Below are 17,583 nucleotides of genomic sequence, written 5' to 3'. Positions count from 1 at the left end.
TTTATAATCCAAATAAAATTTAATTTTATATAGTTATTTAATAATAATAAAACTATCTAAATAATTTATAAAATTTTTAAAAAATAATATTTTTAATTTTTTAATTTATAAAAATAATATAAAATATCCATATATAATTTTTTAATATTAATATTATTTTTAGATGATACAAAATAAAATTTAGTTATATATTTATACTGTATTATTTTCTTTTTAATATAGAATGTTAAAGATTTTAAATCTTTTAATAAATCTATTTTATTTAGAATAATCCATTGTTCTTTAAACAATAAAGTTTTATCATATTTAATAATTTCATTGTTTATTGTATCTATAATATTAAATACATCATCTTTTTTATAAATTAATGAAATATCTATAATATAAAAAATTAAATTACAATATTTAAAATGTTTAATAAAACTTAATCCTAATCCTTTATTCAAAAAGGAATCTTTAAAAATACCAGGTACATCTAATATAGAAATATTAGAATTATTTAATTTATTTTGAATAATATTTAAAATAGGTTTTTTAGTTGTAAAAGGATAATAACTAATTTTATTTTTAGAAGAAGAAAGAACATTAATTAATGTTGACTTACCAGTATTAGGTAATCCTAAAACACCTATATTAACTTTTAAAATTAATTCTAATTTAATTTTTTTTTTCTGACCTAAAATACCTTTAGTTTTTTTATATGGAGTTCTATTTATGGAAGATTTAAAATTAATATTACCTAATCCATTTTTACCTCCTTTTACAATTAAAAATTTTTGATTATGTTTATCTAAACATGATAAAATTACATTTGTTTTAAAATCAATAATTTTTGTTCCTAATGGTACTTTTAAAATTAAATCTTTACCATTTTTACCAGTACGTTGTTTATTTTTGCCAGGAAAACCATTTTTTGCTATATAATTATTTTTATAATAAAAATTTCTTAAATCATTAATATTATGATCTGCTGTAATATATATACTCCCCCCATTACCACCATTACCTCCATCAGGACCTCCCTTAGGAATAAATCTTGCACGATGAAAACTAATACATCCATCTCCTCCTTTACCAGCTTGAACATATATAATTGCATAATCAAAAAATTTCATTATGACCCCGTTTAAAAATATATTTACTTATATAAAAACTTAATATTTTTTTATAAAAAATATAATTTTAATAAAAAAATTTATTCTTTATGATTATTAAATATTAACTATATTAATATACATTTTTTTTCTTTTTCCTTTATGATTAAATTTCACAATACCATTTATTTTAGAAAATAAAGTATGATCTCTACCACATCCTACATTTTGCCCAGCATGAAATTTAGTACCTCTTTGTCGTACTAATATATAACCAGGTTTAACTTTTTCTCCTCCATAACATTTTATTCCTAATCTTTTAGAATGTGAATCCCTACCATTTCTTGATGATCCTCCTGCTTTTTTATGTGCCATATAATTTTTTTCCTTTTATATTAAAGATATAATTTTAATAATTTTAACATTAGTAAATAATTGACGATGACCTTGTGTTTTACGATAATGTTTTCTTCTACGAAATTTAATTATTTTAATTTTTTTGTTTTTACCATGAGAAATTATTTTACCAATAATTTTTCCTCCTTGTACTAAAGGATTTCCTATATTTAATTTATTTTCATTATAAATTAATAAAATATTATGAAATTCAATTTCATCTCCAATTTTTCCTGTTATTTTTTCTAATTTTATATTTTGACCCTGTATAACTTTATATTGTTTTCCACAACTATCAAAAATAGCATACATTAACGTATAATCCTTATAAAAAATTGATTAATATAAACATATTATAAATTTAATATTTATTATATTTTTATATTAATAATTTTAATTTTTTATTCTTATAATTTTTGCACCTAAATTAATTAATTTATTTTCTATGTTTTCATATCCTCTATCGATATGATTAATATCACTAATTATAGTAATTCCTTTAGCTATACATCCCGCTAACACTAAACTTATCGCAGCTCTTAAATCAGTAGCTTGAATTTTAGTTCCATAAAGTATATTAACTCCTTTACAAAATACTTGATTATTTTTAATAAATAGATTAGCACCCATCTTAATTAGTTCATATATATAAATAAAACGATTTTCAAATATGGTTTCTGTTACTATACTTTTACCTAATGCTATACAATTTAATAAAGTAAATTGGGGTTGAATATCTGTAGGAAAATTAGGATATGGACCTGTTATTATATTAACAGCTTTAGGTCTTTTATTTGTCATATCAAGACTACACCAATTTTTACCTATTTTAATTATTGCACCCATATACATTAATTTTTTTAATAAAGTATTTAAATATTTAGGATTGGTATTTTTACATATAATTTTACCTTTAGATATAGCTGCAGCTATTAAAAAAGTTCCAGTTTCAATTCTATCTGACATTATAGTATAAACACCTCCTGATAATTTTTTAATACCTGTAATAATAATTTTATTAGTTCCCTCTACTTTAATATTTGCACCTATTATATTTAAAAATTTAATTAAATCTTGTATTTCAGGTTCTTTAGCAGCATTTTCAATAATAGTTATATTTTTAGCATAAACTGCAGCTAAAATACTATTAATAGTAGCTCCTACACTACTTTTTTTTATAAAGATATGTGTTCCTTTAAACTGATTATTTATAGATGCTATAATAAAATCATTTTTGATATTAATTTTTGCACCTAATTTTTTTAAATTTTTAATATGTAAATCAATTGGTCGTTTCCCTATAGAACATCCTCCAGGTAAGTACATTTTTATTTTTTTAAAACGTACTAATAAAGTACTTAATAACCAAATAGAAGCTCTAATTGATTTAATTAATTTTTTTGAAAGAATACAATGTGAATTTAAATTATTTGCTTTAATTATTAAAGATTTACCTCTTTTTATTGTTACACCTAAATTTAAAAGTAATTTAATAGTTATATCTACATCTTTAATTTTAGGAATATTTTTAATTTCTATTAATTCAGTTGTTAATAAAGATGCAAATAAAATAGGTAAGGCAGAATTTTTAGATCCAGAAATATAAACTTCTCCTTTTAATTGTACTGGACCTTTAATTAAAAATTTATCCATATAAACTCTATAAGTTTTAATAAAAAAAGTTTAATTTTGAAATAAAAATATTTTAAATATTAACGTTTAGAAAATTGAGGACTACGTCTTGCTTTTTTAAAACCATATTTTTTACGTTCTACTTTTCTATCATCCCTAGTAATAAAACCTGCTTTTTTTAAAATTTTTCTAAAAAAATGATCATATTTTATTAATGCTCTAGTAATACCATGCCTAATTGCTCCAGCTTGTCCTGATAGTCCTCCTCCCTTTACAGTAATATAAAAATCTAATTTATTCTGCATTTCTATTAATCTTAATGGTTTTAATATCATAATACGATGTGTATTTCTATTAAAAAAAACATTTATTTTTTTTTTATTAATTATAATATTACCATTACCATTTTTCATAAAAATTCTAGAAGAAGCTCTTTTTCTTCTTCCTGTAGCTTGATAATCATAATTTATCTTATTCATTCATTAATATCCTTAATATAATTATTGAATATTTAAAATTTTATTTTTTTGTGCTATATGCTTATGTATTAAACCTTTATATATCTTTAACCTATTTAACATTAACATTCCTAATTTATTTTTAGGCAACATTCCTTTTACAGAATGTTGAATAACTTTACAGGGATTTTTAATTATTAATTTTTCTAATGATATTTTTTTTAAACCTCCTGAATATTCACTGTGACTATAATAAAATTTATTTTTTAATTTATTTCCAGTAATTTTAATTTTATTAGCATTTATAACTATAATATAGTCACCTATATCAATATAGGGTGAATATAAAATTTTATGTTTACCCATTAAATAATGGGAAATCATACTAGATAATCTTCCTAAAATTTTTTGTTCTGCATTTATAAGAAACCATTGACGATTAAATTTTTTATTTAATAAAATATTCATTTTGTATATACCTAAAAAAATAAATAATTTTATTTAATTATTTATTTTAAATTTTTTAATAAAAAAATATATATTTTTATTAAAATATGATAATATAATTGAATAATAAATGCAATTAGTCTTTTTATTTTTAAATTATTCTATCTAAATAATAGATAAATAATATAATTTATGTAATACGAATAATATTTTGTATAATAAATTTATTTATTTTAAATAAAATATTTTTTTATTTTATTGGTGAATTTTATGAGTATAATTTCTACAAAAAAAAAAAAAGCTAATTTAATTAAAATATTTAAAAATTTAATAAAAAAAGAAAAATTTAGTACTCAAACTGAAATTGTTCATGCTTTACAAGAAGAAGGATTTAGTAATATTAATCAGTCTAAAGTGTCTAGAATGTTAACTAAATTTGGTGCAGTTAGAATTAGAAATACAAAAATGGAAATGGTATATTGTTTCCCTTTAGAATTAGGAGTTCCCAATACAACAAGTCCATTAAAAAATTTAGTTTTGGATATTGATTATAATGACATTTTAATTATTATTCATACAAGTCCTGGAGCTGCACAATTAATAGCAAGACTATTAGATTCTTTAGGAAAATCAGAAGGTATATTAGGTACTATTGCTGGAGATGATACTATTTTTGTAGTACCTACTCGTTTTTTTAAAACTATTCAATTATATAGCTCTATTCAAAGTTTATTTGAACAAAAAATATAATTTTACTAATTATTAAATTTTTTATATTTTAATGTATTTTATACCATTCATGTATGGTTGTAATATTTTAGGTATTTTAATATTTCCATTTTGTAACTGATAATTTTCTATAATTGCTGCTAATGTTCTACCAATAGCTAATCCAGAACCATTTAAAGTATGTATAAATTTAATTTTATTATCTTTTTTTCTTTTATATCTAGCTTTAATTCTTCTTGATTGAAAATCCCCCATATTAGAACATGAAGATACTTCATAATATTGATTTTGTGAAGGAAACCATACTTCTAAATCATAAGTTTTACTAGAAGAAAAACTCATATCTCCTGTACATAATAACATTTTTCTATATGGTAAATTTAATAATTGTAATATTTTTTCTGCATTTGCAGTAATTTCTTCTAAATTTTTATGAGAAAATTCTGGTTTAACTAATTGAACTAATTCTACTTTATCAAACTGATGTGTTCTTATTAATCCTTTATTATATTTACCATATGAACCAACTTCAGATCTAAAACAAGGACTATGTGAAACATATTTAATAGGTAATTGATCTTCCTTTAAAATTTTATTATATACTAAATTAGTTAATGGTACTTCTGCTGTAGGAATTAAAAAATATTTATATTTATTATTACTTTTAAAATTTTTTATATGAAAAAGATCTTTACTAAATTTAGGTAATTGACCAGTACCATATAAAGCTTCTTCCTTAACTATATAAGGGACATATATTTCTTGATAATTGTGTTGATTTATATGAATATCTAACATAAATTGAATAAGTATTCTATATAAATATGCTATTTTACCTTTTAATACAAAAAATTTTGATCCACTTAAATTAACACCAGATTCAATATCAATTCCATTATGTAATAAACCTAATTCTAAATGATCTTTAATTATAAAATTAAAATTATTTATTTCCCCCCATTTTTTAATTTCTTTGTTATTTAAATTATTTTTTCCTATAGGAACATCTTCATGGGGTAAATTAGGAATAGAATTATAAATATTCTTTATATTTTCTATTATATTATTTAATATAGATTTATATTTTAATATATTACAATTAATAATAATCGATTTTTTTTTTAAATTATTAATATTATTATCTTTTTTAGATAAAATATAAGAAATTTTATTTTTTTCTATTTGTAATTTTTCTATTTTAGAATGAAAAATTTTTCTTTCTTTTTCTAATTTATTAATTAAATTAATATCTAAGTGAAAATTTCTTGTTTTTAATATTTTATATACATAATTAATATTATTACGTAATAATTTTATGTCTAACATATTTTATCTCTATAAAATATAATATAATCATTTTATTATACAAAATAAAATATATATTATTAATAAATATTTTTTTAAAAAGAATTTAAATGTTATATACTTTATGTATAAAATTATAAATATTTCAAATAATAAAATATTATGAAAAATATTAAAAAAACTAGTTTACTTATTATAGGTTCTGGACCTGCTGGTTATACTGCTGCTATATATGCATCAAGAGCAAATTTAAATCCTATTTTAGTAACAGGAAATAATATTGGAGGTCAATTAACAAAAACATTTAATATAGAAAATTGGCCTGGAAATTATCCTAAAATATCGGGACAAAAATTAATGGATAATTTATATAATCATACATTAGTATTTAATACTAATATTATTAACGATACAATAATAAAAATTATTAATTTTAAAAAATCTCCTTTTCTTTTAGAAGGTAATTTAAATCAATATATATGTAATAGTATTATTATTGCTACTGGATCTAATCCAAAATATCTAGGTTTAGATTCAGAAAAAAAGTTTTTAGGTAAAGGAGTATCATCATGTGCAGTTTGTGATGGTTTTTTTTTTCATAATAAAATAGTAACAGTTATTGGTGGAGGTAATACAGCTATAGAAGAAGCAATATATTTATCTAAAATTACTTCTAAAATTCATTTAATACATAGAAAAACTTTTTTTAATGCTGACAAAATATTGCTTAATAAATTAAATAATTTAATAAAACAAAAAAAAATAATTTTACATACACCTTTTATATTAAAAGAAATTTTAGGTAATGAAAAGGGAGTAAATAGTATTAACATAATTTCTCTAATTAATAATAAAATTATTAATATATCTACATTTGGTGTATTTATATTAATAGGTACTATTCCTAATAGTAAACTTTTTAAAGGTAAATTAAAATTAGATAAAAATGGTTATATTATTACAAATAATTATAATTTAAATAACATAAATTTTACACAAACAAGTATTCCTGGAATTTTTGCAGCTGGTGATGTTATGGATAAAAATTATAGACAAGCAATTACTTCAGCTGCTACAGGATGTATAGCTGCATTAGATGCACAAAAATTTTTAAATAAAATTAATAATTAATTTATTTAATAAATTATTAAATTTAACGACTACGAAAAATTATTCTACCTTTTTCTAAATCATATGGAGTCAATTCTACTGTAACTTTATCTCCAGTAAGAATACGAATATAATTTTTTCTCATTTTTCCTGAAATATGTGCAGTTATAATATGTCCATTTTCTAGTTTAACATGAAAAATTGTATTAGGTAGGGTATTTAATACTATACCTTGCATTTCTATATTATCTTTTTTAGACATTAATTATTCCTTATAAATATTAATTATTTTATAATAATATTATTTTTAATATAATTACAGTAATATTTGTTTTTATTTATTAAATTATTATGTTTCCCTTTTTCAATTATAGAACCATTATCCATTAAATAGATATAATTAACTTTTTTTAAAATATTAATATTATGTGTTATAATTATAATTGTTTTTTTTTTAAAAATAGATAAAATTAAATTTATTATTTTAATAGATGAATTTTTATCTAATCCTTCTGTAGGTTCATCTAATAATAATAAATTACCATTGTGAATAATAATTCTTGCAATACCTAATTTTTTTAGTTCCCCTCCAGATAATAATCTTCCCCCATCCCCCATCCATGTATTTAAACCTTTGTTATTTAACAATTGTTCAAGTCCTACTAATTTTAAAATTTTTTTTAAATAAACATCATTAATATTTTTATTATTTTGATTATTTAATAAAATATTATTTCTTAATGTATCACTAAAAAGATATATTTTTTGAGTCATTACACTTATATTATTTCTTAATAAATTTAAACTCCAATTTTTTAAATTATCTTCATTTAGATAAATTTTACCTTTTATAGGATTCCATGCTCTTGTTAATAACATAAATAATGTTGATTTTCCACTCCCATTATGTCCAGTAATAGCTACTTTTTGATATTTTTTTACATTTAAAAATAAATTTTTTAAAATATATGGATTTTTTCTTTTAAAATAAAATGATAAATTATGTATTTTTAATACATAAAAATAATGATTTTTTTTTACATATTTTTTTTTAAAAATTATTTTAGGTTTTTTTTCTATTAAATAAAAAATTTTTTTTGCTGATAAAAATATTTCGTGCATATTTTGAAATATATTATGTAAAGGAAATAGTATTTTATAATATGTAATAAAAAATAATATAAAAAATATAATTTGATATTTTAATATATTTTGATTTTTATAAAAAAGAAATAATATTATTAGTATATTAATACTAATGATAATATTCATTAATAATTTTGATTTAATATCATAATAATGTTTTTTTAATTGGATTGTTTTAAATTTTTTTTCTAGATTATTAATTTTATATGATATAAATTTTATTCCTTGAAATATCTTATATTCTGTATGCTGTAATATAAAATTATTTAAATAAAAATAATATTTTTCTTTTAATAGAAGATATTTTTTTCCTATAATTTTTCCCTTTTGATAAAAATAAAAAAAATAAAATACTATTAAAAATAGTATAGTAATATTTAATATTATAAAAAATATAAAATTAGTAATAATTAAATAAATTAAAACAATAATAGTTATTATACTAATTACTATTATAGGTATAAATACTTTTATATATAAAAAATCCAAATTTTCAATATCTGAAATTAACATATTTAATATTTTAATATTAAATATTGTAGTTAAATTAGATGGATATAAAGGAAATATTTTATTAAAAATTAATATTCTTAAATTATTTAAAAAATATAAAGTATTATTATGTTGAATAATTTTTTCAAAATATTGAATAATAATTTTTATTATAGTAATTATTCTTATCATAATAGTAGGTACTATATAATTATAGTAAGTATTATTTATCCCACTTAAAAAAGTATAAGTTAATAAAGATCCAGAAATTAAAGTTAATAACAAACTAATTATATTATTAATTATAGATAATAATAAACCTAAAATAATTTTTTTATAAAATTTGTTATTATATCTAAAATAAAGAAATAAATAAAACATTTTAAAAAACTCTTTTAGAAAAAATTTTTTTTTTATAAAAATTTTTATGAAATAGTATTTTTTTAATTTTTCCGTTTTTCATATACCATATTTTATTATAGTAATTAATTTGATCGATATTATGTGTAATAGTTATACTAATATTAGTAGGTAATAAATTTGTTTTTATTGTTTTTATAATATCATATTGGCTATTAATATCTATATTAGCTATAGGTTCATCTAATAATAATAAAATATGTTTTTTTATTAATGCTCTAGCAATAAGAATTTTTTGAATTTGTCCTACTGATAAACAAATATTTTCTTTATTAATAATAGTATTAAGTTTGTTAGGTAATTTTTTTAAAAAATGTATTATATGAGTTTTTTCAATAATATTTTTTATTTTAATTTTATCTATTTTTTTAGAAAAACATAAATTTTTTTTAATTGTTGTATCAAATAATTGTGAATTTTGTTGTACACATGATAAATATTTATACCAACTACATAAATTAATTTTATTAAATTCAATATTATTTATTTTTAAAGACCCTTCATAAGGAATAATTCCAAGAAAAACATTAAATAATGTTGTTTTTCCGGATCCATTAGGACCAGTAATAACTATATTATTACCAGAAAATATTTTAAAAGATATAGGACCTATTAATATATTTCCATGATTATCTTTAACAATTAAATTAGTAGCTTTAATTTTTATTTTTTTTATTTTTTTTAAAAAAAATTGTTTTTTTTTATTTAAAATAATAGATTTATCTTCTATTAATTTAATAATATTATTTGCAGATCCAATAGCTTTAGATTTTATATGATATAATAAACCTAAATTATTAAAATTTTGAAAATATTCAGAAGTAATAAGAAGTATAAAAAAACTATGTATTATTTTAATATTTTTATTATAAAAACCAAAATTTATTATATGTAAATATGAAAAACTAAAATACATAATAATAAAAGCTAAAGAAAGAGAAGAAAAAAATTCTAAAATAGTAGAAGTTAAAAAAACAATTTTTAATATTTCAAGATTTTTTTTTCTAAGTTTTTCAATAAATAATATCATTTTACTTATTTCAATTTTTTGAAAATTAAATATTCTAATAGTTTCTATACCTTTTAATCTATCAAAAAATATACCACTTAAAATAGATAATATTTTAAAATTTTTTTTATTTTTATTTATAGTTTTTTCTCCAATTAATACAATAAAAAATATTATTAAAAAACTAACAATAATTAGTATTATTCCAAATATCCAACTAATGAAAAATATATTAATTAAAATAATTAATGATGATATTTTGACTGTAAAATATTGAGGTATATATTTATTATAATAATCATGTAAATTTTCTATATTATTTATAATTAAAGATAAATGATTTCCAATTGAAGATTTTTTAGAATAGTGAAAATATTGAGATGTTACTTTACGTAAAATTTTTTTTTTAATAATAACTTTTATTTTTTGACTGTATAAAAAATTATATTTATCTATAAAAATAGATAATATCAAGTTTATTAATAAACATAAAAACATAATTTGATAATATAAAAAATTATATTTTTTATTTATTTTTAAAAATAAAAATTCTATTTGTTTTGATAACATCCAATTTTTAATTATTAATACACATATGTTAACAAAATTTAAAAAATAAGATATTATTAATATATCTTTTGCTAAAAAACTGTTTTTTTTTAACCAAAAAATTATTTTTTTTTCTTTATATATATTCATTTTAAATAAATTATTTTATTAAATAAAAAAAAGTATACTATGTTGAATATATCAACATAGTTATATATTTTATAATTTTTCTTCAATTCTAATTAATTGATTATATTTTGCATTTCTATCAGAACGACTCATAGAACCAGTTTTAATTTGATCTGCGTTTATACCAACAGCTAAATCTGCAATAAACGTATCTTCTGTTTCTCCAGATCTATGAGATATAATAATTTTATATCCTGCTTTTTTAGCTAATTTTATTGTAGATAATGTTTCTGTAAGAGATCCAATTTGATTTAACTTAATCAAAATAGCATTAGCAACTTTATTTTTAATACCTTTTTCTAAAAATTTAGTATTTGTGGCAAATAAATCATCTCCTACTAATTGTATTTTTTTGCCTAATATTTTTGTTTGATATATATATCCCTTCCAATCATTTTCATCTAAACTATCTTCTATCGAAGTAATAGGATATTTTTGAATTAAATTTTGTAAAAAAAGTGTAAATTCTTTGGAAGAAAGATGAATATTTTCACTTTTTAAAAAATATTTATTATTATCAAATAATTCAGATGCGGCACAATCAATAGCAAAGGTAATATCTTTACCAATTGTATAACCAGCATTATTAACAGCTCTTGAGATTATATCAAATGCTTCTGTATTATTTTTTAAATTAGGAGCATACCCACCTTCATCTCCAACTGATGTAATTAAATTATTTTGTTGAAGTACAAATGCTAAATGATGAAAAATTTCTGAACCGTAACGTATTGCTTCTTTAATACTTTTTGCACTAATAGGCTGTATCATAAATTCTTGTATATCTAAATTATTGTTAGCATGTTTTCCACCATTAATAATATTAATCATAGGTATAGGCATAAAAAAATTTTTATTTATACCATAAAGATTACCTATATACTGATATAATGGTATTATATTAAATAAAGCAGATGCTCTAGCATTAGCTAGAGATACAGCTAAAATCGTATTAGCTCCTAAATTAGATTTATTTTCAGTATTATCTAAATTAATCATAATTTCATCAATATATGATTGATTAGATGAATTTTGATTAATTAAATATTTATTTAAAATAGTATTAATAATTTTTACTGATTTTAAAACTCCTTTTCCTAAAAATCTTTTCTTATCATTATCACGTAATTCTATAGCTTCTTTTGACCCTGTAGAAGCACCAGAAGGAACAGAAGCAATCCCAATAATACCATTATTTAAATGAACTTCTGCTTCAATTGTAGGATTCCCCCTAGAATCAATAATTTCTCTTCCAATTACTTTTTTTATTTTAGACATTTTATTTCCTTTATATATTTTAAAATATATATAATTAAATATATATATTATATATATAAAAAAATTAATAAATATTTTATATTTTTTATTTTTAAATATAAATTTTATAAATAATGATATTATCTAATATTATTTTCTTTAAATCTTTTAATAGAAAATAAAATTTCTTCTTGTGCTTGAAATAAATTTCCCCAATTATTTATTTTACACCATTTATTTTTTTCTAAATCTTTATAATGTTTAAAAAAATATATAATCTGTTTTTGTAATAAAATAGGTAAATCTTTAATTTTTTTAATTAATGAATATTCTTTTGAAATTATATCATGTGGGACAGCAATAATTTTTTTATCATTTCCTGATTCATCTATCATATTTAATATTCCTATAGGACGACATCGTATAACAGTTCCTGGTAAAATAGAATAATTAGTTATAACTAAAACATCTAATGGATCATTATCTAATGATAAAGTATTATTTATATATCCATAGTTACATGGATAAAACATAGGTGTATTAATAAAACGATCTACAAATAATGTTCCATATTTTTTATTAACTTCATATTTTATTGGATGAGAATAAGAAGAAATTTCAATAATTACATTAATATCATTAGGAATATTTTTTCCAGAAGGAATATTATTATAATTCATATTATTTTTATCCTTTAATTATATTGTTAAAATTTATATATCTTAAATATATATATGATATAATGAAAATTATTAATAATATTTAAATATAAAAAATTTTTTACAAAAGAAAAAATATTATGGCTAAAGTTACAGTAGAAAAAGCTGTTAAAAAAATAGGTAATAGATTTGATTTAGTTATTCTCGCTTCTAAAAGAGCAAGACAAATACAAATAAGAGGTAAAATTCCATTATTATCAGAAAATAATAATAAGACAACTATTTTAGCTCTACGTGAAATTGAACAAGGTTTAATTAATAAAGAAATTATAAATAAGTACGATAGAAATAATATAGAAGAAAATTTTAAATCTATAGATTTAAATAGCGGTTAATTTTCTATAGATTTAAAAACTACTTATCTAAGATTAATTATTCATTTAATTAAAAATTTAAAAATCAATATTTAATGCTTTTAAAGCATTTTCTTTTATAAATAATTTTCTAGGTTCTACTTCATCACCCATTAATGTTGAAAATAATTTATCTGCTATAATAGCATCTTTAATTGTTACTTTTAACATATTACGAGTTAGGGGATTCATAGTAGTTTTCCATAATTGATTAGGATTCATTTCACCTAATCCTTTATATCTTTGTATAGAAAAACTTTTTTTAGATTCCTTTAATAACCAATCCATTCCTTCTTCTAATGAATTAATATTTTTATATTTTTCTCCCTTCTTTACATAAAGAAAACCTTTCTTTTGTAAATAACATAATTTATTTCCTAATAAACATATTTTATTATATTCTTTACTAATAAAAAAATCATTATTTAATAAATATTGATTTATATTTTCATATTTATTTTCATAGATTATTAATTCGAAAATATTTTTATTAATATTTTTGTTTATTTTACTTGAAAATTTAATATTTGTATAATTTTTTTTTAAAAATAAAATTAATTTATTTAACCATAAGTCTAAATTTATAAAATTATTTAGTTTTTCATTATATAATAATGCATGTAATATATTATTATTAATATTATATTTAGAAAACTTTATAATATTTTTTACATGATTATAATCATTAATCAATTTAATTAATTCTTTATTAGTTAATTTTTCTTTAGATTTTTTAAAAAAAAATGCAGATTTTTTAACAGCTAAATTTAATATAAATATTTCCATTTCTTCATTATTTTTAATATAAAATTTTTTATGACCTTTTTTAATTCGGAAAAGTGGAGGTTGTGCTATATATATATGTCCTTTTTCAATAATTTGAGGAATTTGACGATAAAAAAATGTTAATAATAAAGTACGAATATGAGCTCCATCAACATCTGCATCTGTCATAATAATAATATTATGATATCTTAAATCATCTAAATTATATTTTCCTAAATGAATATTAAAACCTAATGCTGTAATTAAAGTAATTATTTCTTGTGAAGTAAGAATTTTATTAAATCTAGCTTTTTCTACATTTAAAATTTTACCTTTTAGTGGTAAAATTGCTTGTGTTTTTCTATTTCTGCCTTGTTTAGCTGATCCTCCAGCTGAATCTCCTTCTACTAAATAAATTTCAGATAATTTAGGATTATTTTCTTGACAATCAGATAATTTACCTGGTAGTCTTGAAATGTTATTTATATTTTGATGTTTTATTATATTTTTAGTTTTACGAACTGTATCTCTAATTTTAGCTGCACTGATAATTTTTTCTATAATATTTTTAGTATCATTTGGATTTTCTAATAAAAAAAACATTAATTGTTTATTGATATAACATTCTACTAATGACTTTACTTCTGATGATATTAATTTTTCTTTTGTCTGAGATGAAAATTTCGGATTTGAAATTTTTATTGATATAATCGCAATTAAACCTTCTCTAGTATCTTCTCCTTTTAAATTAATGTTTTTTTTTTTATTAAAACCCTCCTTATCTATATAAAGTTTTATTGTTCTAGTAATAGCTGATTTTAATCCAGATAAATGAGTACCTCCATTGTTTTGAGGTATATTATTTGTAAAACAATATATTTTTTCATCAAAAGAATTATTCCATTTCATTGCAACTTCTATACTAATATTATCATTTTTTGTATAACAGTAAAATATTTGTTTATGAATAAAATTATTTTTTTTATTTAAATATATAATATATTCTTTAATACCTCCCTTATATTGAAAAATATTTTTTTTATTAGTTTTTTTATCAAAAATAGAAATAGTTAACCCTGAATTTAAAAAAGATAATTCCTTTAATCTATTATATAATATTTGATAATTAAAATTTTGAATTGTAGTAAAAATATCATAATCAGGCCAAAATCTAATATGAGTACCAGTACTATTACTAGTACCAATAATTTTTAATCTTTCTTGCGGTATTCCATAAAAATATATTTGCTTATATAATTGTCCATTTCTTCTAATAATTAATTCTAATTTTTTAGATAAAGCATTAACAACAGAAATTCCTACTCCATGTAAACCTCCTGATAATTTATAAGATTTATTATTAAATTTTCCTCCTGAATGTAATATAGTCATAATAACTTCTGCAGCTGATATTTTAGCTTCTTTATGTATATCTATTGGTATTCCTCTTCCATCATCGACAATAGAAACAGAATTATCTTTATGTATAATTACTTGTATATTTTTGCAAAAACCAGCAAGAGATTCGTCTATAGAATTATCTATAACTTCAAATACCATATGATGTAATCCTGTTCCATCATCTATATTTCCAATATACATTCCTGGTCTTTTTTTAACTGCATCTAATCCTTTCAAAATTTGAATACTTGATGAATCATAATATTTATTGGTCAAATTTAACTCTCATTTTATTTGAAATTAAAGAAAATTTATATTTTCATTGGCATAATTAAAAAAAATTTATTCTCATTATTATTATCTTCTATTTTAATATTTGAAATATTATCAATAAAAAATATTTTAATATAACTACTATCTAATATATTTATAACATCTATTAAATAATTAATATTAAATGATATTTTAATATTATATTCCTTTTTTTTTTGAAATTCTTCTATTTTTAATATTTCTTTAGCTTTTTCATTATTTACATTTTTAGTAAAAATTTTTAAATATTTATCATCTAACGATAAATGCACTCCCTTTGTTTTTTCATTTACTAAAATAGAAATTCTATTTAAAGCATTTTTTAATAAAATGCGATTAATTTTAATAATTTGATAATATAATGTAGGTATAATTTTTTGATAATTAGGAAAATTACTTGAAATTAATTTAGATATAAATTTCATACTTTTAAAAGTAAAACAAATATTATTATTATTAATTTTAATAGTCACTAATTCATTAGTATTATTTATTAATTTAGATAATTCAAAAATACTTTTACGAGGAATTATAATACTATAATTTTCAAAAATATTATTTAATTTATATTTATAAAAGGATAATCTATGTCCATTAGTTGATATAATATTTAAAAAATTATTTTTAGTTTGTAAACATAACCCATTTAAATATTTTCTTACATCATTATCTGCTATTGAAAAATAAGTAGTGTTTATAAAATCTTTTATTATTTGATGTGTTAAATTAAACTTTATATCATATTTAGAAAATTTTATATTTGGAAAATCTTCTGCGGGTAATGTAGTTATCTTAAAATAAGAATATTTTGTAGATATAATTATTTGATTTGTATTAAAAATTATATTAATATTTTCTCCTTTAGTAAAAGAACGACATATATTATAAAATTTTTTACCTTGAATTATAAAAGAATGATTTTGATTTAAATTTTTATCTTTAATAAAAGATGTAATTTCTATTTCTAGATTAGTACTTTTAAATAATATTATTCCTTTATCTAAAAATTTTACTAAAATATTATTTAAATTAGGATATATAGATCTATTACTAATAATATTAGTAACATATTGTAATGGTTTAATAATTAATTCTCTATTAATAGTAATATTATTTTCCATATATTTGTATATTAATTAATATATAATACAAAACTATTATTTATATATAATAGTATACTATATATTTTCAATTTTATATTAAAAAATATATAAATTTACAATTTTAAATTGTAAAAAATATATATAAAAAATAATTTTACGTATATAATATATCATATTGTAATTATATACAGTGTAAATTAAATGAAACGTACTTTTCAACCATCTATATTAAAAAGAAATAGATCTCATGGATTTAGACATAGAATGAAAACAAAAAATGGTCGACAAATTATAAATCGTCGTCGTGCTAAAAAACGTATTTATTTAAGTATTTCAGATAAAAAAATTTAAATAATAATGTTTAATTTTTCTAAAAATCAACGTTTAAATTCAGTAGAATTTAATAATATTTTTAAAAAAAATAATAGGGTAAATAATTTATATTTTATTATTTTAAATAAAAAAAATCAAATTAAATATCCTAGAATAGGTATAATTATTTCTAAAAAATTAATAAATAAAACAAATATTAGAAATAAATTTAAAAGAATAATTCGTGAATATTTTCGTTTAAATCAATATTTATTTTTAGATAGAGATTATATTATTATATTAAGAAATAAAAATATATTAAAAATTAATATTTTGTATTTCAAAAAATATTTAGAAAATATTTGGTTTAATTTTAAAAAATAAG

The 17,583-nt window shown here is 18.2% G+C and carries 19 protein-coding genes; 5 read left to right on the top strand and 14 right to left on the bottom strand.

Features of this window, described 5'->3' with window-relative positions:
* Window positions 1-92: 92 nt before the first annotated feature.
* The 6 genes from cgtA to rplM all read right to left on the bottom strand — a co-directional run bounded on the left by cgtA (window position 93) and on the right by rplM (window position 4,048).
* Entirely contained in the window at window positions 93-1,115 is a 1,023-nt protein-coding gene (cgtA, locus tag GJT93_RS02220; protein ID WP_168821973.1) for an Obg family GTPase CgtA, read from the bottom strand.
* A 96-nt stretch (window positions 1,116-1,211) separates the two neighbouring features.
* On the bottom strand, window positions 1,212-1,469 hold the full coding sequence (gene rpmA, locus GJT93_RS02215) for a 50S ribosomal protein L27 (protein ID WP_168821972.1): 258 nt from the start codon (window positions 1,467-1,469) through the stop codon (window positions 1,212-1,214).
* Window positions 1,470-1,484: 15 nt separating this feature from the next.
* Window positions 1,485-1,802 carry a 50S ribosomal protein L21 gene (gene rplU, locus GJT93_RS02210; RefSeq protein WP_168821971.1) on the bottom strand — a complete coding sequence of 106 codons (318 nt, stop codon included), beginning with the start codon at window positions 1,800-1,802 and terminating at the stop codon, window positions 1,485-1,487.
* Window positions 1,803-1,883: 81 nt separating this feature from the next.
* Window positions 1,884-3,143, bottom strand: a complete 1,260-nt coding sequence (gene murA / locus GJT93_RS02205) for a UDP-N-acetylglucosamine 1-carboxyvinyltransferase (protein ID WP_168821970.1) — start codon at window positions 3,141-3,143, stop codon at window positions 1,884-1,886.
* Window positions 3,144-3,202: 59 nt separating this feature from the next.
* A complete protein-coding gene (rpsI, locus tag GJT93_RS02200; RefSeq protein WP_168821969.1) occupies window positions 3,203-3,601 on the bottom strand; it encodes a 30S ribosomal protein S9 in 399 nt (132 codons plus the stop codon).
* Window positions 3,602-3,622: 21 nt separating this feature from the next.
* A complete protein-coding gene (rplM, locus tag GJT93_RS02195; protein WP_168821968.1) occupies window positions 3,623-4,048 on the bottom strand; it encodes a 50S ribosomal protein L13 in 426 nt (141 codons plus the stop codon).
* Between the two features lie 249 nt (window positions 4,049-4,297).
* Between rplM and argR the strand changes: the two genes are divergently transcribed.
* Complete coding sequence (gene argR, locus GJT93_RS02190; RefSeq protein ID WP_425483317.1) at window positions 4,298-4,777, top strand: transcriptional regulator ArgR; 480 nt, start codon at window positions 4,298-4,300, stop codon at window positions 4,775-4,777.
* Between the two features lie 21 nt (window positions 4,778-4,798).
* On the opposite strand, the gene serS is transcribed toward argR, so the two are convergent.
* Window positions 4,799-6,082 carry a serine--tRNA ligase gene (serS, locus tag GJT93_RS02185; protein WP_168821967.1) on the bottom strand — a complete coding sequence of 428 codons (1,284 nt, stop codon included), beginning with the start codon at window positions 6,080-6,082 and terminating at the stop codon, window positions 4,799-4,801.
* 141 nt (window positions 6,083-6,223) lie between these two features.
* On the opposite strand from serS, the gene trxB reads away from it, so the two are divergent.
* A complete protein-coding gene (gene trxB, locus GJT93_RS02180) occupies window positions 6,224-7,192 on the top strand; it encodes a thioredoxin-disulfide reductase (RefSeq protein ID WP_168821966.1) in 969 nt (322 codons plus the stop codon).
* Between the two features lie 22 nt (window positions 7,193-7,214).
* Here the strand turns inward: trxB and infA are convergent, their stop codons facing one another.
* The 5 genes from infA to ppa all read right to left on the bottom strand — a co-directional run bounded on the left by infA (window position 7,215) and on the right by ppa (window position 12,913).
* Complete coding sequence (infA, locus tag GJT93_RS02175; RefSeq protein WP_168821965.1) at window positions 7,215-7,433, bottom strand: translation initiation factor IF-1; 219 nt, start codon at window positions 7,431-7,433, stop codon at window positions 7,215-7,217.
* A 23-nt stretch (window positions 7,434-7,456) separates the two neighbouring features.
* Window positions 7,457-9,190 (bottom strand): ATP-binding cassette domain-containing protein, encoded by a 1,734-nt coding sequence (locus tag GJT93_RS02170; protein WP_168821964.1) that lies wholly within the window; start codon window positions 9,188-9,190, stop codon window positions 7,457-7,459.
* A gap of 1 nt (window position 9,191) precedes the next feature.
* The gene (locus GJT93_RS02165) at window positions 9,192-10,937 is read right to left on the bottom strand and encodes an ATP-binding cassette domain-containing protein (protein WP_168821963.1); all 1,746 of its coding nucleotides are present in this window, start codon (window positions 10,935-10,937) and stop codon (window positions 9,192-9,194) included.
* A 69-nt stretch (window positions 10,938-11,006) separates the two neighbouring features.
* Complete coding sequence (eno, locus tag GJT93_RS02160) at window positions 11,007-12,254, bottom strand: phosphopyruvate hydratase (RefSeq protein ID WP_168821962.1); 1,248 nt, start codon at window positions 12,252-12,254, stop codon at window positions 11,007-11,009.
* A 119-nt stretch (window positions 12,255-12,373) separates the two neighbouring features.
* Complete coding sequence (ppa, locus tag GJT93_RS02155) at window positions 12,374-12,913, bottom strand: inorganic diphosphatase (protein WP_168821961.1); 540 nt, start codon at window positions 12,911-12,913, stop codon at window positions 12,374-12,376.
* Window positions 12,914-13,032: 119 nt separating this feature from the next.
* On the opposite strand from ppa, the gene rpoZ reads away from it, so the two are divergent.
* Window positions 13,033-13,287 carry a DNA-directed RNA polymerase subunit omega gene (gene rpoZ, locus GJT93_RS02150; protein ID WP_168821960.1) on the top strand — a complete coding sequence of 85 codons (255 nt, stop codon included), beginning with the start codon at window positions 13,033-13,035 and terminating at the stop codon, window positions 13,285-13,287.
* Between the two features lie 57 nt (window positions 13,288-13,344).
* On the opposite strand, the gene gyrB is transcribed toward rpoZ, so the two are convergent.
* Together gyrB and dnaN are read right to left on the bottom strand one after the other, a co-directional pair.
* On the bottom strand, window positions 13,345-15,747 hold the full coding sequence (gene gyrB, locus GJT93_RS02145) for a DNA topoisomerase (ATP-hydrolyzing) subunit B (protein WP_168821959.1): 2,403 nt from the start codon (window positions 15,745-15,747) through the stop codon (window positions 13,345-13,347).
* 35 nt (window positions 15,748-15,782) lie between these two features.
* Window positions 15,783-16,904 (bottom strand): DNA polymerase III subunit beta, encoded by a 1,122-nt coding sequence (gene dnaN, locus GJT93_RS02140; protein ID WP_168821958.1) that lies wholly within the window; start codon window positions 16,902-16,904, stop codon window positions 15,783-15,785.
* Window positions 16,905-17,087: 183 nt separating this feature from the next.
* On the opposite strand from dnaN, the gene rpmH reads away from it, so the two are divergent.
* A complete protein-coding gene (rpmH, locus tag GJT93_RS02135) occupies window positions 17,088-17,237 on the top strand; it encodes a 50S ribosomal protein L34 (RefSeq protein WP_168821957.1) in 150 nt (49 codons plus the stop codon).
* Window positions 17,238-17,243: 6 nt separating this feature from the next.
* Entirely contained in the window at window positions 17,244-17,582 is a 339-nt protein-coding gene (rnpA, locus tag GJT93_RS02130; RefSeq protein ID WP_168821956.1) for a ribonuclease P protein component, read from the top strand.
* Window position 17,583 lies beyond the last annotated feature (1 nt).

This window comes from Enterobacteriaceae endosymbiont of Donacia provostii (assembly GCF_012570145.1).
Lineage (GTDB): Bacteria > Pseudomonadota > Gammaproteobacteria > Enterobacterales > Enterobacteriaceae.
The sequence above is the reverse complement of the archived record's forward strand: the minus strand, read 5'-3'. Positions and strand labels throughout refer to the sequence as shown.